Raw genomic sequence first — 22,773 nt, forward strand, 5'->3', positions numbered from 1 at the left:
CGGTGACCCGCATGACTCCCCGAGCCGTGCCGAGGACAGCGGTGGTCGCCGTCGGCGGCAACGCGCTGCTGCGCGGTGGCACCCACGCCACCGTCGCCGAACAGGTCGAGGCCGCGCGCCGGCTCGCGCCCCCCGTAGTGGCGCTGGCCGACACGGGGTGGCGGGTCGTGGTCACCCACGGCAACGGCCCCCAGGTCGGATTCATCAAGCGCCGTGCGGACCTCGCGGCAGCCCTGGCCCCCGAACTGCCCGCCCTCGGCCTCGACATGTGCGTGGCCGACTCGCAGGGCGGCCTCGGATACATCCTGGCGACCGCGATCGCGGGCCGCCTCAGGTCGCTCGGGCGCGCCGACGACCGGGTCGCCGCACTGATCACCCACACCGTGGTCGACGCGCACGACGAGGCGTTCAGCCACCCGACCAAACCCATAGGAGCCTTCTATCCGGCAATCAGAGCAAGGGAGTTGGCGGACCTTCACGACTGGACCGTGGCGGAGGAGGGCGAGCGGGGCTGGCGGCGCGTGGTCCCGTCGCCCCGGCCGCGCCGGGTCCTCGAGACGGAGTCCGTACGGGCACTGTCCTCGGCGGGATTCACGGTGATCGCGGCCGGTGGCGGCGGAATCCCTCTCGTAGAAGGCGACGACGGTGGCTACCAGGGCGTCGAAGCCGTCATCGACAAGGATCTGACCTCGGCGCATCTCGCGGCGGAACTCGGCGCGGACCTGCTGGTCATCACCACCGCAGTCGAACGCGTAGCCGTCGACTACGGCCGCCCCACGCAGCGCTTCCTGGACCGGCTGACCTGCGGCGAGGCCGAACGGCTCCTCGCCCAGGGCCAGTTCCCGCCGGGCAGCATGGGCCCCAAGATCAGCGCCGCTCTCGACTTCCTGCGCGGCGCCCCCGGCCGCCAGGTGCTCATCACCTCACCGCAGCAGCTGGGCGCCGCCCTCGACGGACACGGCGGCACGTGGCTCGACAGCGACCCGGCGCGGACCACCGAAGAACCCCTCAACGGCACCGTCACGGCAGGGAGGCCGCAGTGATACTCGAAGTGGGACAGGGCCCGATCGACGGCACGCACTATCTGCGGGCCACTCCGGAGACCGTCGGCTGGGGGCGGCTGCCCTGCCGCGCCACAGCGCCGGCGCTCACGATCGACTCCGGCGACAGCGTCACCTTCGACACTGTTTCGCACGAGGGCATCCTGGAGGACCAGGGGCGCGATCCGGTGGCCTTCTTCGGGCGGTACGGCATCGCCGCGACCGAAGTGCTCTCCGACGCCCGCCTGTTGGCGAAGTCCCCGCCGCCACGGGACCCGGACGGGGACGGCCCCCATGTCGTCAGTGCGCCCGTCCACATCAGGGGCGCCGAGCCGGGTGACCTCCTCAAGGCCGAGGTGCTGTCCCTGCACCGGCGCGCCGACTACGGCGTCATCTCCAGCAGGCACGGCCGTGGCGCCCTGCCGGACGAATTCGCTCGCACAGCACCGGAGTTCACCTTCTGCGAGGTGGAGCGTGCGGACGGCCGGGACGTCGGCGTGATCCGCTACGCCGAGGGCCGGGCGGCCCGGTTCCCGCTGCGACCCTTCATGGGCATCATGGGCGTGGCCACCGACACGGACGGATCGCAGCACTCGGTGCCGCCGGGACGGCACGGTGGCAACCTGGACATCAAGGAACTCGAGACGCGCTCCGCGCTGTATCTGCCCGTACAGACGGCCGGAGCGGGCTTCTACACCGGAGATCCGCACTACGCCCAGGGCAACGGCGAAGTCGCCCTCACCGCCCTGGAGGCGCCGCTGCGCGCCACGTTCCGGCTCACCCTCCTCAAGGGCGCGCGGGCCCGCGCGGCGGCCTCGACCCTCACGCACCCCTTCGGCGAGACCGACCGGCACTGGATCCCCGTGGGGCTGCACGAGGACCTCGACGAGGCGATGCGGGAAGCGGTCCGCGCCGCCGTTCGCTTCCTCACCGACCGCTTCGGCATGGACGGGCCGACCGCGTACGCCTACCTGAGCGCGGCGGCCGACTTCGAGATCTCGCAGGTCGTCGACCAGGTCCAGGGAGTGCACTGCCTCATCCGCAAGGCGGACTTCCCTGACTGATCCAGTCCGGTCCGATTCAGTCCAATCCAGTCCGGTCCAATCCAGTCCGATCGCGGCTGATCCCGCCTGCCGCGTACGCCAGTCACCCTCCCTGCATCCGCCCCCGCCCATCCACTCACCGGGAGCCCGTATGCCTCAACTGATACTGCGTCAAGCGCGCGTCGAAGACGCCCGGTCGCCCTGCGACGTGGTGATCGACGGCGGCCGGGTGCGAGCCGTCGGGGACGCCTCGGGCCAGGGCGCCGACGAGGTGATCGACTGCGCGGGCCGGGTCGTCCTGCCCGGCTTCGTCGAACCGCATCTGCATCTCGACAAGGCCCTCCTGGACGGCGTACGAAGCAACCCCGACGGAACCCTCGCCGGAGCGATCGCGGTGACCGGCGAACTGAAGAGCGCGTTCACGCACGAGGACGTACTGGCTCGTGCGCGGCGCGTCCTCGAGGCGGCGGTCCTCAACGGCACGACGGTGATCCGCGCCCATCCGGACGTCGACCCGATCGCGGGGCTGCTCGGCGTCGAGGTCCTGCTCCAACTCCGTGAGGAATACGCGGACATGGTGGACCTCCAGATCGTGGCGTTCCCGCAGGAGGGCGTCCTGCGGTCACCCGGCACCGAGAAGCTGCTGATCGCGGCGCTGGCAGCGGGCGCCGACGTGGTGGGCGGGTGCACCTACAACGAGGCCACCCTGGACGACTGCCGCCGCCACGTCGAGCTCGTGCTCGACCTCGCCGTACAGCACGGAGTGCCGGCCGATCTGCACGCGGACTTCGCCGACGACGCGTCCGACCCCCGGTACGCGCTCGCCGAGTTCATCGCGGGCCAGACCGCGCGCCGGGGCCTGGGCGGTCGGGTGGCGCTCGGTCATATGACCTCACTCGGCGGCCGGGAGCCCGCGGACCGGGCGCGGGCGATGGCCGCACTCGCCGACGCGGGCGTCGCCGTCGTGCCGCTCCCGGCGACCGACCTGCACCTCGGCGGGCGACGGGACACCCGGGCGGTCCGGCGGGGGGTCGCCCCGGTCCGCGAACTGTGGGACCACGGCGTGCTCGCTGCCTGCTCCTCCAACAACATCCGCAACGCCTTCACCCCGTTCGGACGCGCGGACCCCCTGGACACGGCGCTCCTGCTGGCGCAGACCGGCCACCTGTCCGGGCCCACCGACCTCCACCGGGTGCTGCGCATGGTCACGCACGACGCGGCCCGGGTCGTGGGCGTCGCCGACGACTACGGCGTACGGCCGGGCGCCCGCGCCGACCTGGTGGTGCTGGACACGCAGGTTTACGACGACATCGTCCTGGACCGGCCCGAACGCGCCCATGTCATCAAGGCGGGGAAGGTGGTGGCCCGCACGGTCAGGACCAGCGAACTCCTCGTCCACTGAGCCTCCCCTCCCTTCGCACCCCCACCAGCCCCCCCACACGCCCCCGCACGGCACCGCGCTCTGCCATCCGACTCCAGCAGAGGAATCCCCATGCGCGAACGCCTCTCTCACGAAATCGTTGCCTCCGTACTCGCCGGTCTGACGGCGTTCATCGGAGGGACCGCGCTCCATCTCCCGCCCTGGGCGATCTTCATCTCGTGGGCGGCCGTCTTCGCACTCGGAGGGCCGAGCTGGGCGAACGCACGCAGGCTGTGGTGCACGATGCCCGCCGGCTCCGCCTTCGCCCTGATCATCGTGCTGATCGACCAGCACGTGGGCACGGCGTTCGGCGACAGCCAGTTCGCCCGGAACGCGGTGCTGGCCCTGGTGATCATGGTCGTCAACACCGTCCTGATGTACACGGGCCGCATCAAGGCGTTCTCGCTGATTCCCGGCATGTTCCTAGGCTTCGCCAGCTACTTCGCCACGTTCTTCGGCGGCTTCGGCTACAAGCCGGGCAACATCTGGGCGGCGTGGGTCTGCGTGGTCGCGATGAACGCGCTCGGGCCGGTCTTCGCCTATCTGTCCAACCGGCTCATGTACCCGGTCTTCTCGCCGGTGCCGACGTCGGTCGTGGCGTCCGCGGGCCCTGTGCACCACGACGGCCGCACGCCGCCGGGAACCGCGCAGGCCGAGTGAGGCCGTCCGTCACTCCCCGGGCAGGCGCTCCACCGCGAACGCCCTGCCCGGGTTGTCGACGAGGATCCGGTCCACCAGCTCCTTGCCCAGGGCCAGTTCGAGCCGTGGGCGGACGCGGCGCAGCAGATACGGCATCCCGGGCCCGCCGCTCACCGAGCGCGCTCCGGCGGTCGTCGTGTCGCCGCCGAGCAGGAGCCGGTCGCCGTAACCCGCGTCGGCGAGCGCCGCCATCGCATCCGGCATCCGCCAGTCCGTCGCGTGGTTGGCGCGCGACGGCCCGTCGAAGGCGAGGTACGCGCCGGACTCGGCGGCCTGCCGGTGCACGGCGAAGTCGGGGGAGCGGTTGAGGTGCCCGAGCACGACCCGCTCCGGCATCACCCCCAACTCCCCGCACAGCAGGTCGAGTACGTCGAGTACGCCCGTTCCCAGCTCGTGGTGGACGGCGATCGGTGCGCCCGTCGCGTGATGGGCCTCGGCGGCGGCCCGCATCGTCCACACCGCGTGGTCGTCGAGGGCGTGGAAGCCGCCCGCGACCTTGATGAGGCCGGCCCGCACACCGCTGTCGCCGATCCCCTCCGTGAGTTCCCGCACGAACACGTCGGCGAGGAGGGGACGCAGCCGGGCGAGCAACTCCGGTGCGTAGTGGGCGGCTTGGTGGAGTCCCGTCGCGGCCACGATGCGTACGCCCGTCGCGGTCGACAGTTCGGGCAGCAGCTCGGCCCGGCGTCCGAGCCCGTGCGGTGTCCACTGGACGACCGCGCCGCCGCCCGCATCCCGGTAGGCGCGCAGTTCCGCCTCGGCGGCGGCCGTGTCGTCGAGTTCCTGACCGGGGAGCAGGGGGCTGCGGAAGAAGAGGTGGTCGTGCGCGTCGCACACGCCGAGTTCCTCCGGCGCCACGTCCCCGAGCACGGTCCGAACGGTCGCGGTCACCACTGCCTCCCCAGGGGGAGCCGGTCGCGCTCGGGGGCGCTCAGGTGCAGCACCTCGTAGAGGTCGCCCGGTGTGTCCGGTGACGCGTGGTCCCAGAGGGAGAAGGTGAGCAGCTCCCAGCGGCGCGGGTCGACGGCGACGGCCGCGCACACCGCCCCGTCCTGCCCGGCGATGCGGGCCGCGTCGCGCACGGCGGCGTCCGTCAGTTCGGCGAGCGGAGCTTGCCCGGTGAGGGGTGTCCGGCGGCGTACCGCGCTCCTCGGGGTGGCCTGCGGGGCCGGGCCCTCCTCGTACGCGACTCCGGCCCAGTGCTGCACCTCGGGCCGCCCGAAGTCGTCCACGATCCCCTGGAATCCGGGCCCCCACAGGAACGAGTTCATGCTCTGAGGGGTGTTCCACAGGTAGCACGGCGCGTACTGGTTCACGGTTGACCCGGCAACACCGCGCTCCCGCATCAGATAGGCCTTGAGGCCGAGTCCGGGGAAGGCGTCGAGGAGATGCCCCCTGGTCTCCACCCGCTTGCGGATGATGCCCATGTCGTAGTCGGCGGGCAGCGTGATCTCGTACTGCATCGCGTGCACGGTCGTGTCTCTCCTCGGCTCAGGCGGCGGGTGCGAGCAGCGAAAGCAGTCCGCGCACCCCCGCGTCGAAGGCGGCGGGCGAGCCCGATGCGCGGGCCAGGACATAGCCGCCCTGGACAGTCGCGACGATCGTCGCCGCGATCTCCTCGGCGTCCAGCGAGGGCGCGAACTCGCCCTGCTCCTTGCCCTCTTCGACGATCCCGGCGAGCTGCTCCCGCAGCCAGTCGATCGTGTCGTCGACCGGTGCGCGCAGCGCATCGCTCGCGATCACGTCCGGGTCCATCGTGAGCCGGCCGATCGGGCAGCCGCGCAGCACATCGCGCTCGCGCCGCAGATACGCCTCGATGCGGGCATACGCGGAACCGCCGCCGCCGAACGACTTCGCGGCGGTGGCCCGCATCTCCAGCGCCGTGCGCTCGATCGCGGCGAGCGCGAGGTCCTGCTTCCCGCCGAAGTGGTGGTACATGCTGCCCTGCCCCGCGTCGGCGCGCTGCTGGATCGCCTTGGGGCTCGTGCCCACGTAACCCCGCTCCCACAGAAGCTCACGAGTGGACTCGATCAACCGGTCCGAAGTGCCCATGAAGCCACTGTACATACTAGTAGGTACAGAAGTCGAGGGTGGGGAGAGTAGGCGGAAGCGGGCCCCGTACTCCCGTGGGGGTACGCGCGCTGCCGCTGGCTGTACGACGACTTCGACCCCCCTGCGGAGCGAGTCTCGAGTCATCGAGAAAACGTGAGCACATGTTCCGAGGAGATGAGTCACATGCAGACCCTGGCTGACTGGGACGGCGGGCCCGGCCCGTGGATCCTGTTCTTCCCGCTGATCTGGGCGGCCGTCGTCATCGGCGTCGTCACGCTGCTGCGCCGCACGGTGTGGCGCGGACGCCGCCGTGGCGGCCCCTGGCGGCCCGCCGCCGACGAGAACTCGCCCCTCACCGTGCTCGGCCGGCGCTTCGCCGCGGGCGAGATCGACGAGGACGAGTACTGGCGCCGGAGCTCCGTCCTGAACGAGGAGTTCGGCCGTACCAAGGGCGGTGCGGCATGACCACCGCCACGCTCACCCGGACCGCGGCCCGAGTCGTCGACGCCGTGAAGGTCTACGGCAGTGGCGACACCGCGGTCCGGGCCCTGGACGGCGTGAGCGTCGGCTTCGAGGCCGGGAGGTTCACCGCGATCATGGGTCCTTCCGGCTCCGGCAAGTCCACGCTGATGCACTGCGCGGCGGGCCTCGACACCCTCAGCGCCGGCTCCGCCTTCATCGGCGACACCGACCTGAGCGACCTCGACGACCGCCGTCTGACCCTGCTGCGCCGCGACCGGATCGGCTTCGTGTTCCAGGCCTTCAACCTGGTGCCGACGCTGACGGTCGCGGAGAACATCACCCTGCCGATGGACCTCGCGGGCGCGAAGGACGACGCCGCTTCCAGGGAGTGGACCGACGCCCTGGTCGACATCGTCGGCCTGCGCGACCGGCTGCACCACCGGCCGTCCGAACTCTCCGGCGGACAGCAGCAGCGCGTCGCCGTGGCCCGGGCCTTCGCCGGCCGCCCCGACGTCGTCTTCGCCGACGAACCCACCGGCAACCTCGACTCGCGCTCCGGCGAGGAGGTGCTCGGGCTCCTCGGCCGCGCCGTACGGCAGATGGACCGCACGGTCGTCATGGTCACCCACGACCCGGTGGCCGCCGCCCACGCCGACGAGGTCGTCTTCCTCGCCGACGGCCGCCTCGTCGACCGGATGCAGGCGCCGACCCCGGACAAGGTCCTCGACCGCATGAAGGCCTTCGACGCGGCCGGTGGCGCACGGCATGCGGGGGAGGCGCCGTCATGAGCTCCCTGAGCACCTCCGCGCGCCTGAGCCTGTCGTCGCTGCGCGCCCACAAGCGGCGCTTCGCCGGCACCTTCCTGGCCGTCCTGCTCGGCGTCGCGTTCCTCGCCGGCACGCTCGTCATGGGTGACACCCTGCGCGCCAGCTTCGACACCATGTTCGGCAACGCGTCGAGCGGCACGGACGCCGTCGTCCGCAGCACGAACGTGATCACGACCCCCGGCGAGAGCCAGGGCACCCGGCAGCCCGTCGCCGCGTCGCTCGCGAAGAAGCTGGCGGACGCCCCGGGCGTCGCCGCCGCCGTGCCCGGCATCCAGGGCGCGGGCCAGCTCGTCGGCAGCAACGGCAAGGCGATCGGCGGCCAGGGCCCGCCCACCCTCGCGGGCAACTGGATCAACGACCCCGAACTCAACCCCTACCGCCTGGCCGAAGGACACACCCCTTCGAAGACCGGCGAGGTCGTCGTCAACCGGGGAGCCGCGGAGAAGGGCGACCTCAAGATCGGCGACACCACGACCCTGCGCACCCCCGACCCCGTCAAGGTGACGATCGTCGGCCTCGCGACCTTCGGCGGCGAGGACGGCATGGCGCAGGTGACGTACACCGGCATGACGCAGGCCGACGCGGAGAAGTACCTCACGCCGAGGCCCGGCGAGGCCGCGTCCATCCAGGTGCGGGCCGGCCCCGGCACCAGCCAGCGGGAACTCGTCGACGAGCTGACTCCCGTACTGCCCAAGGGAGTCGAGGCCATCACCGGCGAGGCGTCGGCGCAGGAGAACACGGACATGATCTCCGGCCAGTTCCTGACCCTCTTCACCACCTTCCTCCTCGTGTTCTCCGGCATCGCCCTGCTCGTGGCGACCTTCTCGATCCACAACACATTCGCGATCGTCGTCGCTCAGCGCACCCGTGAGAACGCGCTCCTGCGCGCCCTCGGCGCCTCCCGCCGCCAGGTCACTGCCACGACGCTCGTCGAGGCGAGCGCCGTCGCCGTTCTCGCGTCGGTCGCCGGTCTCGCCGGCGGCATCGGCATCGCGGCCGGGCTCCAGGCGCTGTTCCCCGCCATCGGCTTCCCGTTCCCCGACGGCGCTCTCGTGATCAGCGGCCTGTCCATGCTGCTCCCGCTCGCCGTAGGCATCCTCGTCTGTCTCGGCTCCGCGCTCCTGCCCGCCGTACGGGCCGGACGCACCGCACCCCTCGCGGCCCTGCGCGAGACGGCCGTCGACCAGTCCGGTGCCTCGCGCCGCCGCGCCGTCATCGGCACGGCGCTCGGCGTCGCAGCGGTCGCCGTCACCCTGGTCGGAGTCCTCGCCTCGCCGTCCATCTGGCTCGCGGGCCTCGGCAGCGTGCTCATCCTCATTGCGTTCGTGGTGCTCGGTCCGGTCGCCTCGTCGCGCGCCGTACGTGTCCTCGGCAGCCCCCTCGACAAGCTGCGCGGCGTCACCGGCGGCCTCGCCCGGCGCAACGCCCTGCGCAGCCCCAAGCGCACCGCGGCCACCGCGAGCGCCCTGATGATCGGTGTCGCCGTCGTCTCCCTGTTCACCGTCTTCGGCGCCTCGCTGAAGGCGACCATGGACCAGACGGTGTCCCGCTCCTTCGCCGGCGACATCGCCGTGTCCGCCCCGTCGTTCGGCGCGGGCGGCAGCGGCCTCAGCCCGAAGCTCGCCCCGGCCATCGCCGGACAGCCGCAGGTCGCGACCGCCGTCGGCCTGGGCAAGGGCGTCGCGGACGTCGACGGCGAGGGCCGCGCCCTCACCGTCACCGACCCGGCCGCGCTCGCCAGGTCCTTCGACCTGGGCACCGTCCGCGGCTCGCTCGACGACCTCGGCACGGACGGCATCGCCCTCACCCGCAAGGAGGCCGACAAGCAGCACCTCCAACCGGGCAGCACCGCCCGCCTGGCCTTCACCGACGGCAAGCAGCAGAACTTCACCGTCCGCGCGGTCTACGGCGGGTCGGAGCTCGCCGGGGACTACGTCATCACGCGCGAGGCCTGGGCCCCGCACCGCGCCCAGGACTCCGACACCCTGATCGCCGTCACCTTCAAGGACGGCGTGAGCACGGCCGACGGCAAGGCCGCCGTCTCCAAGGTCACGGCGGCGTACGGGAATCCGGAGGTGCAGACCCGCGACGAGTACGCGCGGTCGTCCGCCGGCGGCATCGACATGATGCTGACCCTGGTCTACGCGCTGCTGGCCCTCGCCGTGCTGATCGCCCTGCTCGGCATCGCCAACACCCTCACCCTGGCCGTCCACGAACGCACCCGCGAACTGGGGCTGTTGAGGGCCGTCGGCCAGACCCGCGCCCAACTGCGGGCCATGGTCCGGTGGGAGTCCGTCCTGGTCGCCGCGTTCGGTACCGCGGGTGGCCTGGCGCTCGGCGGATTCCTTGGCTGGGTCCTGGTCGAGGCGTCGGACGGCGCGAGCGACAGCGCGTTCGCGTTCGCCCTGCCCCCGCTCCAGCTCGTCGTCGTCGCCCTGGTGGGCCTCGCCGCCGGAGCGCTCGCGGGCCTGCGCCCGGCCCGCCGCGCCGCACGCCTCGACGTGCTGCGGGCCATCGCCACCGAATGACGTAGACCGCGCAGACCGTGCCGTAAGAGGGGGTGGTCACCGCCCGGTCAGCCGACAACGGCCGACCGGGCGGGAGCATGTCGGGCCGCGCGGCGGTCCGCCGGGGAGTCCAGCTCGGGGAAGGCGTCCGCCACCCGGTACTCGGGAAGCGGCGGCAGCGGCATCGCCGCCGACGGCGCGGGGAGCGTGAACCACACGACCTTGCCGTGCTCGCCCTGCGGCCGCGCGCCCCAGCTCTCGCTGACCGCGGCGACCAGGGCGAGGCCCCGGCCGCAGGTCGCGAGCGGGTCGGCCTCGCACGGTTGCGGCAGGTGCGGGTCGTGGTCGTGCACCGACACCGTGAGGCGGTCGAGCAGCAGCTCGATCTCGACGGTGCACATCTTGTCGGGACCCGCGTGCCGGTGGACGTTGGTCAACAACTCGGTCACGCCGAGCATCGCCTCGTCTATCAGCGGATCCAGATGCCAGTAGCGCAACTGCGCCGATACGATTCTGCGGACCTGGCGGATCCGCGACGGCAGGGCCTGGAGCTCCACCGTGCAATGCCTGCTTGGGTGGGTGATCACGGCTGCGACTCCCCGAATTGAAGGTCCGGAAGAAGGCGGAGTACCGATCCAGCAGTGGGCCGCGTTGACAGCCGAGGCCCGCCTGCTGCGTGTCCGGCGGGCTGGTTCGCAGCGTTATCGCCGGTAAACCCTGAGTAGTGATGTGTGACCAGAGTGACTCAGGGGGTGCGAGCCTGCAACTCGCGCACGCCGTCCCCCAAGTACGCGGCCCGCTACGTCAGCCGGCCGCGCGCCCTGCGCACCGCCTCGAGGAACCGACGCGTCGTGGGCGGCCCGTTCTCGCCGACGAGACGGGGCACCGCGTCGCCGGGTTCATGATCGGCACCGAGTTTCAGCAGGTAGCGCCTGCCGCCGACATCGGCGAGGGCTCGGTCGCCGGGCGCGAACCAGGCCTTGCCGGCGCGGACTTCCTGGAGCGGCGCGCTGTCGATCTCGCTGCCGTAACTGGTGAGCAGTTCGAGACGGCCGCCCTTGATGCGGACCTCGCCTGCCCGGGTGAGCGAGCGAAGGAGTCGCCCTATGCGCACACCCGTCGCCGTGAACTCCGGCTCCGCCATGTCGTCCGCCCCCTTGGTGTGAGCTCTCACCGGCCCCGCGGTGCAGTCTGCCCGCACGAAGGCGTCCGCACCAGTGCGTGAGGCAGTGCGCCCGGCAGGGGAAGGGCCGACTCACGCCTTTGTTCCTCCGCACGCCCGTTCCTGTCCTGGGACAGGCGTTCCTTTGAGTTGCTCAAAGGGGTGTTTATGCAGGTGAGAAGCGTGCGGAAGGTGTTTATGATCGGGGCGTCCGACCGGTCGTAAGACGACGGCCGGGTGTGGACGGCGTCGGACCGGCGCTCGGAACGACGCCAAGGAGCCATGCGGTGAGCACCCCTCAGCAGGACCAGTCAGCCGGGACCCCCCAAGGGCCGGACCCGGTGGCCACGCTGGACGTGGACCACACGGACGCCACGTACAGAAGCTGGCTCAAAGAAGCCGTACGAAAGGTGCAGGCCGATGCCAACCGGTCGGCCGACACTCACCTCCTGCGTTTCCCGCTCCCCGAGGAGTGGGGCATCGACCTCTATCTGAAGGACGAGTCGACGCACATCACGGGCAGCCTCAAGCACCGGCTCGCCCGCTCGCTGTTCCTCTACGGCCTGTGCAACGGATGGATCCGGCCCGGCCGCCCCGTCATCGAGGCGTCCAGCGGCTCGACCGCCGTCTCCGAGGCCTACTTCGCGAAGCTCATCGGGGTGCCCTTCATCGCCGTGATGCCGCGCACCACCAGCCCGGAGAAGATCCGCCTGATCGAATTCCACGGCGGTCGGTGCCACTTCGTCGACGACTCGCGCACGATGTACGAGGAGTCGGCGGCTCTCGCCGTCGACACGGGCGGCCACTACATGGACCAGTTCACGTACGCGGAACGGGCCACGGACTGGCGCGGCAACAACAACATCGCGGAGTCGATCTACCGGCAGCTGGAGCTGGAGCGCTACCCGGAGCCCACCTGGATCGTCGCCACCGCCGGCACCGGAGGCACCTCCGCGACCATCGCCCGGTACGTCCACTACATGCAGCACGACACCCGCATCTGCGTCGCGGACCCGGAGAACTCCTGCTTCTTCGAGGGCTGGACCACCGGGGACCCGGACGTCACCTGCGACTGCGGCTCCCGCATCGAGGGCATCGGCAGGCCCCGCATGGAGCCGAGCTTCGTGCCCGGCGCGATCGACCGCATGATGAAGGTGCCGGACGCGGCGAGCATCGCCGCCGTGCGCGCCCTGGAGGGGGCCATCGGCCGCAAGGCGGGCGGCTCGACCGGTACGGGCCTGTGGAGCGCGTTGAAGATCGTCGCCGAGATGGTCGCCGAGGGCAGGACCGGCAGCGTCGTCACGCTGCTGTGCGACCCGGGGGACCGTTACCTCGACAAGTACTACTCCGACCAGTGGCTGGCCCACCAGGGCCTGGACATCGCGCCGTACACGCGGGCCATCGAGACGCTGCTCGCGACGGGAGCCTGGCCGAGCGCCGACTGAGGACCCGGGCCGGTATCAACTCGCCCTGGAATCCCGGGAGTTCGCCGCGATCCTGCGGTCGAGCGCGGCCACCGCGTCACGGAACGCGCGGCCGAGTCCGGCCCGGCCGAGGCGCAGGCCCACCCGGAATGAGGCGACCCCGTCCGCGGCGAACGTCCACTGCACCCGCGTCCCACCGGTGCCCGACGGCGTGAGCCGCCACTCCTCGACCAGGGCGCGTATCCCCGGCGCGTTGGTCTCGTCCACCCGGTACGCGTACACCTCGTCGGGGTCGGCCGCGAGGATGGTCTCCCGCATGCGCGTACCGCCCCTGAGCCGCACCTCGCGCCCCGCGCCGTCGTCCGTCGGGCGGGCGAGTGTCACGGCGGAGAACCACTCGGGCCAGCCCGTCACGTCCTCGGCGAGCGCCCGGAACACCGCCTGCGCAGGCGCGGACACCTCGCGGGCGAAGACCAGGCGCAGCGGCGCGGACTCGGTGAACTCGAGCCCCACGGGCTTCAGTCGGCGTGCCATGGACGTTCAGCCCCCAAGCGGAATCGGGCGGTTGACCGGGCAGGGGTCACCATAGCTGGCGAACCGTCAGATGTCTGTACCTGTTCCGGGCTCGCCCGCGATGACGAGCCGCAGCTCCTCGGAGATCTCCGCGCGCGCGTCCGCGGGCAGCCCCGCGTCCGTGACGAGCGTGTCCACCTGGTCGAGCGAGGCGAACGAACTCAGGCCCACCGTCCCCCACTTGGTGTGGTCGGCGACCACGACGACCCGGCGCGCGGACTGCACGAGCCGCCGGTTCGTCTCCGCCTCCGCCAGGTTCGGCGTCGACAGGCCGGCCTCCAGCGATATGCCGTGCACACCGAGGAACAGCACGTCGAAGTGGAGCGCCGCGATGGCCTGGTCCGCGACGGGCCCCACCAGCGAGTCCGAAGGCGTCCGCACCCCGCCCGTGAGGACGACGGTCGCCGCGCCCTGCCGCTGTCCCGACGAGCGCTGCGCGCCGTGGAACACGTCCGCCACCCGTACCGAGTTGGTCACCACGGTCAGGTCCGGAACATCGAGGAGGTGGTGGGCCAGCGCGTACGTCGTGGTGCCGCCGGACAGCGCGATGGCCGTGCCCGGCACCGCCAGGGCCGCGGCGGTCCGCGCGATGTCCTCCTTGGCGCTGAGCTCCAGACCCGACTTCGCCTCGAAGCCCGGCTCGTGCGTACTCGCCTCGACCACGGGGACCGCGCCGCCGTGCACCTTCTCCAGGACACCCTGCCGGGCGAGCGCGTCGAGATCACGGCGGACCGTCATGTCGGAGACGCCCAGCTTGCGAGTGAGCTCGTTGACCCTGACGCCGCCACGGCGCCTGACCTCGTCGAGGATCAGGGCCCGGCGCTGCTCCGCGAGGAGGTTCTGATTCTCGCTCACGTCCTGTCGGATCCCTTCGCCTCGTCACAGCCGTCCATGGTCGCCACATCCTCGCACGCGCCGCCGACAGCCGTGCCACTGCCCGCTCGCGCCCGCCGTATGACGCGCGGTCGCACGGATGGAGGAGATTCGGTGAGGAGGGATGCGTAGCGCGGCCGTGAGCGGGGATTCTGATTCCGGCACCACACGCGCACGTCAATCGGGGGATGCTGAACGGTGGAGCGTGACACGGCGGACGAGACCGCCCTCGAACTTCTGGTCCACGGCGTAGGGGGCACCACCCCCGAGGCGATGCTCGGCGACCCGCGCACGGTCCGGGTCTCCGGCGACGACACGGCCGCGGTGTACCGCCGCGCCGACGACGCCGACGCGGAGGAACGCCCCGACGACTACCGGGGCAAGCCCGTCCCGGAGGCGTACGTCTGGTGCAACCTCACGTCCGGCAACGGCTCGCGCGCCTTATGGCTGCTGCTCCTGCCGTTCATGGTCGTCAACCTCGCCCACTGGATGCGCCCCAACGCCCACCGCCGCACACGGACCGTGCGCGCCTACGGCCTTCTGGTGCGCCTCGCGGGGCTCAGCCTCACCGTCCTCCTGGTCGCCGCCGCCTGCGAGGTGGCGCTCGATCTGGTGGCCTGGCAGTGCGCCGGCACGCACGCGTGCGCCGAGGGACGCTCCTGGCTGGGCTTCCTGTCGGTCGACGCGCACGGACACGGCGGATGGTGGAGCCAGCCCGGCCGCCGCCTTGCCCTCGCCGCAGCCGTCCCGGCCGCCCTCGTCGGACTTCTCTGGTACCTCTCCCACCGCACCTGGGGCGCGTACGAGTCCCAGCAGCCGCTGCCCCACCAGCCCGACCCCGAGGAGGAGGCCCCGACCAACGCGCTCGGCCGGCCGGGGTTCTGGTACGGACGCCGTCTCGTCGCCCGGCTGCGCGCCGCGCACACCGCCGCGGGCCTGCTCACGGTGGCGGCCGCCGTCGGCACCTCGGCCGCCCGCTTCGACCGCGGGAGCGGCGGCCCCGTGCTCCTCGACGTGCTCGGCCGGATCCTCGACGGCGCGCTCGTCGTGGGCACCGGCATCGTGGTCTGGGTCGTGTGCCGCAGGGGCCGCAGCGAGAACACCGTCGACCGCACCCTCGACCGGACCGTCGTCCGCCTCCTGCCCGCGGCCGCCCTGGCCCTCCTGCTGCTCACGTTCCTGTACGCGGGCTGGTCACGCCCCGAGTGGCGGTCGCACGGGCGCCTGCCCGGAGACGCGACGTTCGGCGGGATCGTCCTCGTCCAGGGCGCGGTGGTCGTGGCGCTCGCCGTGGTCGCCCACGCCATCCACCGCCGCGCCCGTGACTCCCGTGCGGCCCTGCGCGGCCTCGGCGGACCCGCGACCGCGATGCTCGCCTGCGCCCTGGGCGGTGTGATGTCCGGGGGAGTGTCCCAGCGCGTCGCCGACTGGCTGGACGGCTCCGGCACGCCGGGAGCCGGCGGCACCATCGAAGGACCGCCCGTCCTGCTGTCCTGGCAGGCCTCCGTGATCCCGCCCCTGCTGATCGTCGTCGCTGTGGTGTGCGCCGTACTCGCCCAGCGCACCATCCGGGTCAAGCGCCGTGAGACGGCCACCGTCGCGACCGACTACCCGGGGGAGCCCCAGGACGCCGCCCGCACCAGCCGCATCGCGGGCACGCGCGCGCGTGCCGCCCTCACCGACCAGGCGCCCATGATCATCGGCGCGGTCTCGACGGTGACTCTCCTCCTCGGCGCGGGAGCGCTCATCGGCGCGTGGGCGACCCACCAGGTCCCGGGCCAGGCCGCACAGGGCACGTACGACATCGTGGAAGGCGCCGCGCAGACCGCGCAGGCGATGGGCTCCTGGCTCATCGGACTCGGCTTCATACTCTTCGTCACCTGGGGAAGGCGCGCCTACCGCGACGCGTCGGCCCGCCGCACGATCGGCATCCTGTGGGACGTCGGCACGTTCTGGCCGCGCGCCGCGCACCCCTTCGCGCCGCCCTGCTACGCGGAGCGCGCCGTGCCCGACCTGACCTGGCGCATGGCCACCTGGACCCGCGCCACCGGCGGCCGCCTCGTCCTGTCGGGGCACTCCCAGGGCAGCGTCCTCGCCGCCGCGGCCGCCTGGCAGCTGCATCCCACCGTCCGCCGACGCGTCGCCCTGCTCACCTACGGCTCGCCTCTGGAGCGGCTCTACGGGCGCTGGTTCCCGGCCCACTTCGGTCCCGCCGCGCTCGGCGCCCTGCACCGCCAGGTCGACTGCTGGCGCAATCTGCACCGCACCACCGACCCGATCGGCGGACCCGTCCGGCTGCCCGGCGAGGACGGCCCCCAGGTCGACCACCCGGCACTGAAGGACCCGCTCGCCTACGGCCGCACCGAGCAACACCCGCTGCCCGCACCGATCCTGGGCCACTCCGACTACCAGGCCGACCCCGTCTTCGCCGAGGAACGGGCCCGCCTCCTCGCCAGGCTGCGCCCAGAGGTCCCGGGGCCACGCCCGGACGGCGAGCCCGCCGCGCCTCAGGGCAGCTCGGGCAAGTCGTCCTCGTAGAGCAGGGTCAGGTCGTCCGTGCTCGGCTCGGCGAGCTGGGCGACCCGGCCCGCGTGGCGCTCCACCATCGACTCGAAGGTCTGCCGCGCCGTGCGGCCGTTGCCGAAGGCGGGCCCCTTCGGGAGTGCCGTGAAGTGCTTCAGGAGGGCTTCGGACGCGCCCTCGCCGAGCCGGTACTCGTGCTCGTCGGCCTGCTGCTCCACGATCCGCAGCAACTCTTCGGGCAGGTAGTCGGAGAACGTGATGGTCCGTGAGAAACGGGACGCCACACCGGGGTTGACGGAGAGGAAGCGCTCCATCTCGGAGGTGTAGCCCGCGACGATCACCACGACGGAGTCGCGCTGATCCTCCATCAGCTTCACCAGCGTGTCGATCGCCTCGCGCCCGAAGTCGCGGCCGGAGTCCTCGGGGGACAGGGCGTACGCCTCGTCGATGAACAGCACGCCCCCGGTGGCCCGTTGAAAGGCCTCCTGCGTGCGGATGGCGGTCGAGCCGATGTGCTCGCCGACCAGGTCGACCCGGGACACCTCGACGAGATGGCCCTTCTCCAGGACGCCCAGTGAGGCGAGGATCTCCCCGTACAGGCGTGCCACGGTCGTCTTGCCGGTGCCGGGGGAGCCCGTGAACACCAAGTGCCGCCTGACGGAAGCCGCCTTGAGGCCCGCCTGCTGCCGGCGCCGGCCGACCTCGATCATGTCCGTGAGGGCACGCACCTCGCGCTTGACGCTCTCCAGGCCCACCAGGGTGTCGAGTTCACCGAGGACATCCGTCGACGTACGGGTCGTGGCCGGGGCCTGGGTGTCGGGTGTCACGGCACGCTGGTCGGGCAGCGCGCTGAGCAGCCCCACGGTCTGCGTGGCCTTCTGGACGCCCGGTGCCGGGGCGGCGGCCTGCCCGGAGGAGCGCGCCCCGCCACTCTCGTCGCTGGTGCAGTCCTCGACCACGGGGCCGTCCTCGGCGAATTCGTAACCCCCGCGCGAACACCGTTCCGTACGGCACTTCTTGAGGGTCGTACGGCAGCCGTCGATGATGTGGAAGCCGTAGCCCTCGCTGCCCGTGACGCGGCAGCCGTGAAAGCTGCCCCGGCCCCCGGCCGACACATAGAAGCCGGCCTCGGCAGGGGAGGTGACCGTGCAGCGTTCGATCGTCGGGTCGGCGCCCTTGGTGACGATCACGCCGGTCTGGACGGCGTCCACCGTGCAGTTGGCGAGGGTGCCGCCGCTCCCGTGATCACGGAACCAGGCACCCGTCGCGGCCTCCCGGATCCGGCAGTCGTCCAGCTGGGCCGTGGCGCCGTCGCTCACCGACACGGCCGTGTTGCGGACTTGGGAGAGATCGCTGTCGACGACGTCCACGCGGGAGCCCCGGTCCAGGACGAACAGCGCGTCCGGCACGTCGTGCACCCGGCACGCGTCGAGGACGACGGTCGCGCCGTCGCTCACCCACACCGCCGGGTAGTCGCCCGTACTGTCGTGGATCTCGCACTGGTTGGCGTCCACGCGCGTGCCCGGGTCCCAGACGGACAGGCCGTTGCGTCCGAACCGGCGCACCGTCGAGCGCGTCAGCGTCAGGACCGACCGGGAGCGCAGATCGATCGCGTTCTCCGGGATGTCGTGGATACGGCAGTCGGCGAGGGTGAGCACCGCATCCGTGTCGAGCGTGACGCCGTCCGCCGTGGTGCGGTGCACATCGCAGTCCGTGAGGTGCGCCGATGCGCGCCCCGTGATCTGCACGCCGGTGCCCTTGACCTCGTACACCTCGCAGCCGACGGCCTCCAGGCCGCTGTGCTCGCCGGTGACGGACAGTCCGGAACCCGACGCGTGATGCACCCTGCAGCGCTCCAGCCGAGGGTGCGCGCCGCCGCGTACGGCCACTCCGGCCTGGCCCGCCGAGACGACCTCGCACTCCTCGAAGACACCGCCCCCGCCGTCGAGCACGGCGATGCCGATCCCTCCGGGGTTGTCGACGGTGCAGCGCCGCACGGTGGGCCGTGCGCCGCCCCGCACCTCTATGCCGGCCGCGGAGCGCGTGACGATGCGCAGATCGCAGAGCTCGGGAGCGCCTTCCTCCACCAGGAGCGCGGGGGCCGCCGAGTCCTGCCCCTCGACATGCAGATCGAGGACGGTCGCGGACGAGCGCACCGTGAGCGGCACCCCGTCGACCGGCGCGATCCGCACGGACCCGGGCGAGCCCTCCGGCCCACGCAGCGTCACCGCGCGCTCCACGACGAGGTTCTCTCTGTACGTGCCCGACGCCACGGTCAGTACGTCGCCGTCACCCGCGGCCTCCAGGGCCGCGGCGAGCGATGCGTACTCCCCAGTGCGGCGCCGCCACCGCGACGTGCCGGTGTGCGTCACCTGGACCGTGCCCTGTGCCATGGCTTTGTCGTGCCCCCACCTCGTCGTACGCGGGTCCTCGCTGCGATCCCCGCGGCGAAGGTGGGTCAACCGTAGCGTGCGCGCAGCCGCTGAGTTGACCGGAGCGGAAGGCCGCTCAGCTGCCGGTCCCTGTCCTGCCCCAGTCCGGGCCCGCCTTGTCCCAGGCGCGGTCCCAACGGTCGTACCGGCGGCGGACCATGCGCCACACGATCAGGCGCCGGGCGCCCTCGACGAGCCCGGCCGCGGCCGCCGCGGTCCCGAATCCGGCCAGCGCGGCGTGAGTTGTCGCCGTCGCGTTGTCCAGCGGGCGGCCCACGACCTGACCCGTGCCGTCGACCCACAGCGTGAACCGGTCGCCCGGATGCGGGGTCTTGAGGCTCGACAGGACGCGGCCCGTGCGGTGGGCGCCGTCGGGTGCCGTCCAGTCGGCGACGACCCTGCTGTGCGCGTCTCTCGCTGTGGATGTCTCGGGGTCGGAGTCCAGGGGCGGCTGGGCCAGCTTCCGTACGACCGTGGCGGGAACTTCCCGGCGGTTCTTGTGCTGTTCCTGGACCGACTGCATCAAGGCGCCCTGTGCCAGGGATCCCGTCGCGACGCCGATGATCGGTGCGACAACGACGATGAGCAGCACCGCCACCAGCGCGACCCAGGCCTCGGCGAGGTCGGTCGCGCGGCGCAGCGGATTGTGCCGCCACCGCCAGAGTCCGGCGATTGCCCGCACAGCCAGCACCCCCTTCCGCGTCCGTCTTAACCGTGAACGGCACGGCTCACGCGCAGGTGAGGCGAAGAGAGAGCGAAATCACCCCACTCGACGAAGCTCTCCGCCTGTCCCCGCCTTTCCATTGTGCTCCAACGACCGTGATCCGGCGCGGGGTTCCCCGCGCGGCCAGGTGTCAGGCCAGGATCGTGATCGCGTCACCGATCCGGACCGTCCCGGTCGTCTCCGGGACCAGGTTCGTCCCGAAACACAGCTGGTCACCGAAGCGGCGGTGGCGGGCGAGCGTCCGCAGTGGTTCCTTGCCACGCTCCGAAGTCGACTGGTTCGTGGTGGTCACCACGCAGCGGCCGCACTTCTTGGTGATACGGAACGTGACGGCGCCGATCGCGATGCGTGACCAGTCGTCCTCCGCCCAGGGCGCGGTGCCGTCCACCACGACGTTCGGCCGGAAGCGGTTCATGGGCAGCGGGCCCTCGTCCGCGTGATCACCCTGCGCGATGAGGGAGTTGAGGGCGTCCAGGGAGGACAGGGTGGTGAGTAGTAGCGGATACCCGTCGGCGAAGCTGACCGTCTCGCCGGGCTTCGCGTACTCGGGGTCGATGGGGCGTCGCGTCGCCGGGTCGTCGAGGTGGAGGAGCCGCACGTCGGCCTCCAGATGCGCGCTCCACCAGGCGTGCGCCGCGTCGTCGGCGAGCACGGCTTCGACCTTGTCCCCGAAGATGTTCACCGTGGTCGTCCCGGTGGGCCGGGGCACCGGCACGGTCAGGGGCGCGCGGCCGGGGGCCGACATGCGCAGAACGTCGCCGTCCGGGGTCTCGGCCGAAGTGAGCGCGAGACGCGGGTGCTGTCGCTGGGTGACGACCTTGCCCGAGGCATCGATGAGTACCCACCGGCGGTCTCCTGCAAGACCCCACGGTTCCACGTCCGCCTCGCGCGGCGCGTGCCCCCGAACCGACTTCAGTGGGTGGATGTGGATCGAACGAAGCGAGGCATTCGGCATGGGGCCATCCTGCCAGCAGGCACGGACAGCCCCATGTCCGGGAGATCAATAACCGCGGTACTGCTGACGGTTGTACGGATCCTCGTAGGGCGCGGCAGGGCGGGGCGCCGCGGGGCGCATGGCCTCGTAGCCGGTGCCGGGCGCCGGACGCTGCTGCTGTTGTTGCGGCTGCTGCATGCCCGTGTAGCCGCGGGGCCCGGAGGCCTGCTGCGGGATGTACGGCGCCGGCGCGTGCTGGAGAGGCGCCTGCTGCGGGGTCGCGTAACCGTACTGGGGCATGGGTGCGGAGGGCGCGGCCGGCAGCGCGGGAAGCGCGGACGGGAGCGCGGGCAGATGACTGCCGGTGTCGTACATGGCAGGAACCCGGATCGGGGCGATCTGGGGTGTGCCCCGCTCTGCGACGAGGGAGTCGTAGATCGGAGTGTCCGGGAAGGACGGCGCGGAGTAGTAACCGCCGCCATAGGTGGAGCGGGGGGAGGTCATGGCACATAAGTTAAGCCCACGATGTGCTGGTTGGGGAGACCGATAAGAGGGTTGTTTTGCGTGTCGGCAGTGACTCGAGATCCCCAATGCGAGCGAACTTGGCAAAATCGGTCGTCGTTCAGCGTTCGGATCGTGTAAAGGCGAGTTCTTGGTGGGTTACCGGCGGTTGGCCAGTGATCATCAAACGCGTGCCCCTGTGCCGCTTTCGGTCGTGGGGAATAGGTTGACCAGGAAGCCGGAGATCTCTGTTGGGGGCGGACATGTCAATGTCTAAAGGTTCGAATGTCGTCGTGCCGGCGTCGGCCGTGCGGATCGAATTGGGGTGGCGTTCAGGCGCGGGAGTGCCTGACGCGGACGCCTCCGCGCTGTTGCTCGTCGCCGGAAAGGTCCGGTCGGACGCGGACTTCGTCTTTTACAACCAGCCGGCGCACACCTCGGGGGCCGTGCGTCACGAGGGCAAGCAGAGCGCGGACGGCCAGGTGACCGACACGATCGCGGTCGACCTCGCGCGCGTGGAGCCCGCGATCGAGAACGTGGTGCTCGCCGCGTCGGCGGACGGCGGCTCGTTCGGGCAGGTCCCCGGGCTGTACATCAGAGTCCTCGACGCGGCGGACGGCGCCGAGATCGCGCGCTACGACAGCGCCGACGCGAGCGTGGAGACCGCCTTCGTCCTCGGCGAGCTCTACCGGCGCCAGGGCGCCTGGAAGTTCCGTGCCGTCGGCCAGGGGTACGGCACCGGCCTGGCGGGCCTCGCCGGCGACTACGGGATCACGGTCGACGAACCCCAGACACCCGCGCCGACACCTGCACCCGCAACTGCACCCGCACCCGCACCCACGCCCGCGGTCACGCCTGCCCCCGCACCGCCGGTCGCGGCCCCCGTCACCGCGCCGCCGCCCCCGGCCGCACCCCCTCAGCAGCCCGTCCGCCTGACCAAGGTGACGCTCACCAAGGCGGCTCCTTCCGTCTCCCTGGCCAAGCAGGGCGGTACGTCGGGCTCGATGCGCGTGAACCTCAACTGGGAGGTGCGCAAGCAGTTCAAGGGGTGGGGCAGCAAGCTGGGCCGCGCCGTCGCGCAGCACGCGGACCTCGACCTGGACCTGTGCGCCCTCTACGAACTCACCGACGGCCGCAAGGGTGTCGTCCAGGCACTGGGCAACGCCTTCGGCGCCCTGAACCGCCCGCCGTACATCCACCTCGACGGCGACGACCGCACCGGCGCCGTCTCCAGCGGCGAGAACCTGACGATCAACCTCGACCACATGAAGGACCTGCGGCGCGTCCTCATCTTCGTCACCATCTACGAAGGCGCCCGCAGCTTCGCCGACCTGCACGCGACCGTCACGCTCCAGCCCCAGTTCGGCGCGGCCGTCGACTTCTCCCTGGACGAGTGCACGGTCCCGTCGACGGTGTGCGCGCTCGCGCTGATCACCAACACGGGCAGCGACCTGACCGTGCAGCGCGAGGCCCGCTACCTCGTGCCCGAGCGCGGCGTGAGCCCGCAGCGCACCGTCGACTACGCCTACGGGTGGGGCATGAACTGGACGCCCGGCAGAAAGTAGCCGCCCCAGTCG

Annotated in this window: 21 protein-coding genes; 10 read left to right on the plus strand and 11 right to left on the minus strand. The window is 71.8% G+C overall.

What is annotated here, in order from left to right:
* The first annotated feature begins 11 nt into the window (after positions 1-11).
* From OHA58_RS32855 to OHA58_RS32870, 4 genes are all read left to right on the plus strand, one after another.
* Positions 12-1,043: a carbamate kinase gene (locus OHA58_RS32855; protein WP_405483284.1), complete on the plus strand. Its 1,032-nt coding sequence runs from the start codon at positions 12-14 to the stop codon at positions 1,041-1,043.
* Positions 1,040-2,104 (plus strand): acetamidase/formamidase family protein, encoded by a 1,065-nt coding sequence (locus tag OHA58_RS32860; protein WP_405483286.1) that lies wholly within the window; start codon positions 1,040-1,042, stop codon positions 2,102-2,104. The genes OHA58_RS32855 and OHA58_RS32860 overlap by 4 nt, the downstream gene beginning before the upstream one ends.
* A 130-nt stretch (positions 2,105-2,234) precedes the next feature.
* On the plus strand, positions 2,235-3,485 hold the full coding sequence (locus tag OHA58_RS32865) for an amidohydrolase family protein (protein ID WP_405483288.1): 1,251 nt from the start codon (positions 2,235-2,237) through the stop codon (positions 3,483-3,485).
* Between the two features lie 90 nt (positions 3,486-3,575).
* Entirely contained in the window at positions 3,576-4,163 is a 588-nt protein-coding gene (locus OHA58_RS32870) for a DUF1097 domain-containing protein (RefSeq protein WP_405483289.1), read from the plus strand.
* Positions 4,164-4,172: 9 nt separating this feature from the next.
* Here the strand turns inward: OHA58_RS32870 and OHA58_RS32875 are convergent, their stop codons facing one another.
* From OHA58_RS32875 to OHA58_RS32885, 3 genes are read right to left on the minus strand one after another with little or no spacing between them, the layout of a single operon-like run.
* Positions 4,173-5,093, minus strand: a complete 921-nt coding sequence (locus OHA58_RS32875) for a phosphotriesterase (RefSeq protein ID WP_405483291.1) — start codon at positions 5,091-5,093, stop codon at positions 4,173-4,175.
* Positions 5,090-5,674: a DUF4865 family protein gene (locus OHA58_RS32880; RefSeq protein ID WP_405483292.1), complete on the minus strand. Its 585-nt coding sequence runs from the start codon at positions 5,672-5,674 to the stop codon at positions 5,090-5,092. Before OHA58_RS32880 ends, OHA58_RS32875 begins: the two co-directional genes overlap by 4 nt.
* Before the next feature lie 19 nt (positions 5,675-5,693).
* The gene (locus OHA58_RS32885; RefSeq protein ID WP_405483294.1) at positions 5,694-6,254 is read right to left on the minus strand and encodes a TetR/AcrR family transcriptional regulator; all 561 of its coding nucleotides are present in this window, start codon (positions 6,252-6,254) and stop codon (positions 5,694-5,696) included.
* A 183-nt stretch (positions 6,255-6,437) separates the two neighbouring features.
* Between OHA58_RS32885 and OHA58_RS32890 the strand changes: the two genes are divergently transcribed.
* Genes OHA58_RS32890 through OHA58_RS32900 form a run of 3 tightly spaced genes read left to right on the plus strand, consistent with a single transcriptional unit; the run spans position 6,438 to position 10,071 of the window.
* Positions 6,438-6,719: an SHOCT domain-containing protein gene (locus tag OHA58_RS32890; RefSeq protein WP_405483295.1), complete on the plus strand. Its 282-nt coding sequence runs from the start codon at positions 6,438-6,440 to the stop codon at positions 6,717-6,719.
* Positions 6,716-7,504, plus strand: coding sequence for an ABC transporter ATP-binding protein (locus OHA58_RS32895; RefSeq protein WP_405483297.1), 789 nt, complete (start codon positions 6,716-6,718; stop codon positions 7,502-7,504). Before OHA58_RS32890 ends, OHA58_RS32895 begins: the two co-directional genes overlap by 4 nt.
* Positions 7,505-7,509: 5 nt before the next feature.
* Positions 7,510-10,071 carry an ABC transporter permease gene (locus tag OHA58_RS32900; protein ID WP_405485303.1) on the plus strand — a complete coding sequence of 854 codons (2,562 nt, stop codon included), beginning with the start codon at positions 7,510-7,512 and terminating at the stop codon, positions 10,069-10,071.
* A gap of 47 nt (positions 10,072-10,118) precedes the next feature.
* On the opposite strand, the gene OHA58_RS32905 is transcribed toward OHA58_RS32900, so the two are convergent.
* Entirely contained in the window at positions 10,119-10,637 is a 519-nt protein-coding gene (locus OHA58_RS32905; RefSeq protein ID WP_405483298.1) for an ATP-binding protein, read from the minus strand.
* Positions 10,638-10,849: 212 nt separating this feature from the next.
* Entirely contained in the window at positions 10,850-11,194 is a 345-nt protein-coding gene (locus tag OHA58_RS32910) for a hypothetical protein (RefSeq protein ID WP_405485305.1), read from the minus strand.
* Positions 11,195-11,499: 305 nt separating this feature from the next.
* Here OHA58_RS32910 and OHA58_RS32915 point away from each other — a divergent pair, with 305 nt between their 5' ends.
* Positions 11,500-12,657, plus strand: coding sequence for a PLP-dependent cysteine synthase family protein (locus tag OHA58_RS32915; RefSeq protein ID WP_405483299.1), 1,158 nt, complete (start codon positions 11,500-11,502; stop codon positions 12,655-12,657).
* Between the two features lie 15 nt (positions 12,658-12,672).
* Here the strand turns inward: OHA58_RS32915 and OHA58_RS32920 are convergent, their stop codons facing one another.
* A complete protein-coding gene (locus OHA58_RS32920; RefSeq protein ID WP_405483300.1) occupies positions 12,673-13,170 on the minus strand; it encodes an SRPBCC family protein in 498 nt (165 codons plus the stop codon).
* A gap of 66 nt (positions 13,171-13,236) precedes the next feature.
* Positions 13,237-14,064 carry a DeoR/GlpR family DNA-binding transcription regulator gene (locus tag OHA58_RS32925; protein ID WP_383995021.1) on the minus strand — a complete coding sequence of 276 codons (828 nt, stop codon included), beginning with the start codon at positions 14,062-14,064 and terminating at the stop codon, positions 13,237-13,239.
* Between the two features lie 216 nt (positions 14,065-14,280).
* On the opposite strand from OHA58_RS32925, the gene OHA58_RS32930 reads away from it, so the two are divergent.
* On the plus strand, positions 14,281-16,620 hold the full coding sequence (locus OHA58_RS32930; protein ID WP_405483302.1) for a hypothetical protein: 2,340 nt from the start codon (positions 14,281-14,283) through the stop codon (positions 16,618-16,620).
* Here OHA58_RS32930 and OHA58_RS32935 read toward each other — a convergent pair.
* From OHA58_RS32935 to OHA58_RS32950, 4 genes are all read right to left on the minus strand, one after another.
* Positions 16,590-18,998 (minus strand): right-handed parallel beta-helix repeat-containing protein, encoded by a 2,409-nt coding sequence (locus OHA58_RS32935; protein WP_405483304.1) that lies wholly within the window; start codon positions 18,996-18,998, stop codon positions 16,590-16,592. The genes OHA58_RS32930 and OHA58_RS32935 overlap by 31 nt on opposite strands.
* Before the next feature lie 115 nt (positions 18,999-19,113).
* On the minus strand, positions 19,114-19,719 hold the full coding sequence (locus OHA58_RS32940) for a hypothetical protein (RefSeq protein WP_405483305.1): 606 nt from the start codon (positions 19,717-19,719) through the stop codon (positions 19,114-19,116).
* 172 nt (positions 19,720-19,891) lie between these two features.
* Entirely contained in the window at positions 19,892-20,716 is an 825-nt protein-coding gene (locus OHA58_RS32945; RefSeq protein WP_405483306.1) for an MOSC domain-containing protein, read from the minus strand.
* Between the two features lie 45 nt (positions 20,717-20,761).
* Complete coding sequence (locus OHA58_RS32950) at positions 20,762-21,199, minus strand: DUF6643 family protein (RefSeq protein WP_383003474.1); 438 nt, start codon at positions 21,197-21,199, stop codon at positions 20,762-20,764.
* Positions 21,200-21,459: 260 nt separating this feature from the next.
* On the opposite strand from OHA58_RS32950, the gene OHA58_RS32955 reads away from it, so the two are divergent.
* A complete protein-coding gene (locus OHA58_RS32955; RefSeq protein ID WP_405483308.1) occupies positions 21,460-22,761 on the plus strand; it encodes a TerD family protein in 1,302 nt (433 codons plus the stop codon).
* Positions 22,762-22,773 lie beyond the last annotated feature (12 nt).

It is taken from the genome of Streptomyces sp. NBC_00009 (assembly GCF_045040855.1).
In the GTDB taxonomy this organism is placed as follows: Bacteria; Actinomycetota; Actinomycetes; order Streptomycetales; family Streptomycetaceae; genus Streptomyces; species Streptomyces aureus.

Bases quoted from the DNA above. Each gene is read 5' to 3' on its own strand.
- OHA58_RS32910 (WP_405485305.1), bottom strand. From the start codon at position 11,194: ATGGCGGAGCCGGAGTTCACGGCGACGGGTGTGCGCATAGGGCGACTC.
- OHA58_RS32885 (WP_405483294.1), bottom strand. From the start codon at position 6,254: ATGGGCACTTCGGACCGGTTGATCGAGTCCACTCGTGAGCTTCTGTGG.
- OHA58_RS32890 (WP_405483295.1), top strand. From the start codon at position 6,438: ATGCAGACCCTGGCTGACTGGGACGGCGGGCCCGGCCCGTGGATCCTG.
- OHA58_RS32855 (WP_405483284.1), top strand. From the start codon at position 12: ATGACTCCCCGAGCCGTGCCGAGGACAGCGGTGGTCGCCGTCGGCGGC.
- OHA58_RS32920 (WP_405483300.1), bottom strand. From the start codon at position 13,170: ATGGCACGCCGACTGAAGCCCGTGGGGCTCGAGTTCACCGAGTCCGCG.
- OHA58_RS32935 (WP_405483304.1), bottom strand. From the start codon at position 18,998: ATGGCACAGGGCACGGTCCAGGTGACGCACACCGGCACGTCGCGGTGG.
- OHA58_RS32870 (WP_405483289.1), top strand. From the start codon at position 3,576: ATGCGCGAACGCCTCTCTCACGAAATCGTTGCCTCCGTACTCGCCGGT.
- OHA58_RS32945 (WP_405483306.1), bottom strand. From the start codon at position 20,716: ATGCCGAATGCCTCGCTTCGTTCGATCCACATCCACCCACTGAAGTCG.
- OHA58_RS32950 (WP_383003474.1), bottom strand. From the start codon at position 21,199: ATGACCTCCCCCCGCTCCACCTATGGCGGCGGTTACTACTCCGCGCCG.
- OHA58_RS32895 (WP_405483297.1), top strand. From the start codon at position 6,716: ATGACCACCGCCACGCTCACCCGGACCGCGGCCCGAGTCGTCGACGCC.
- OHA58_RS32955 (WP_405483308.1), top strand. From the start codon at position 21,460: ATGTCAATGTCTAAAGGTTCGAATGTCGTCGTGCCGGCGTCGGCCGTG.
- OHA58_RS32865 (WP_405483288.1), top strand. From the start codon at position 2,235: ATGCCTCAACTGATACTGCGTCAAGCGCGCGTCGAAGACGCCCGGTCG.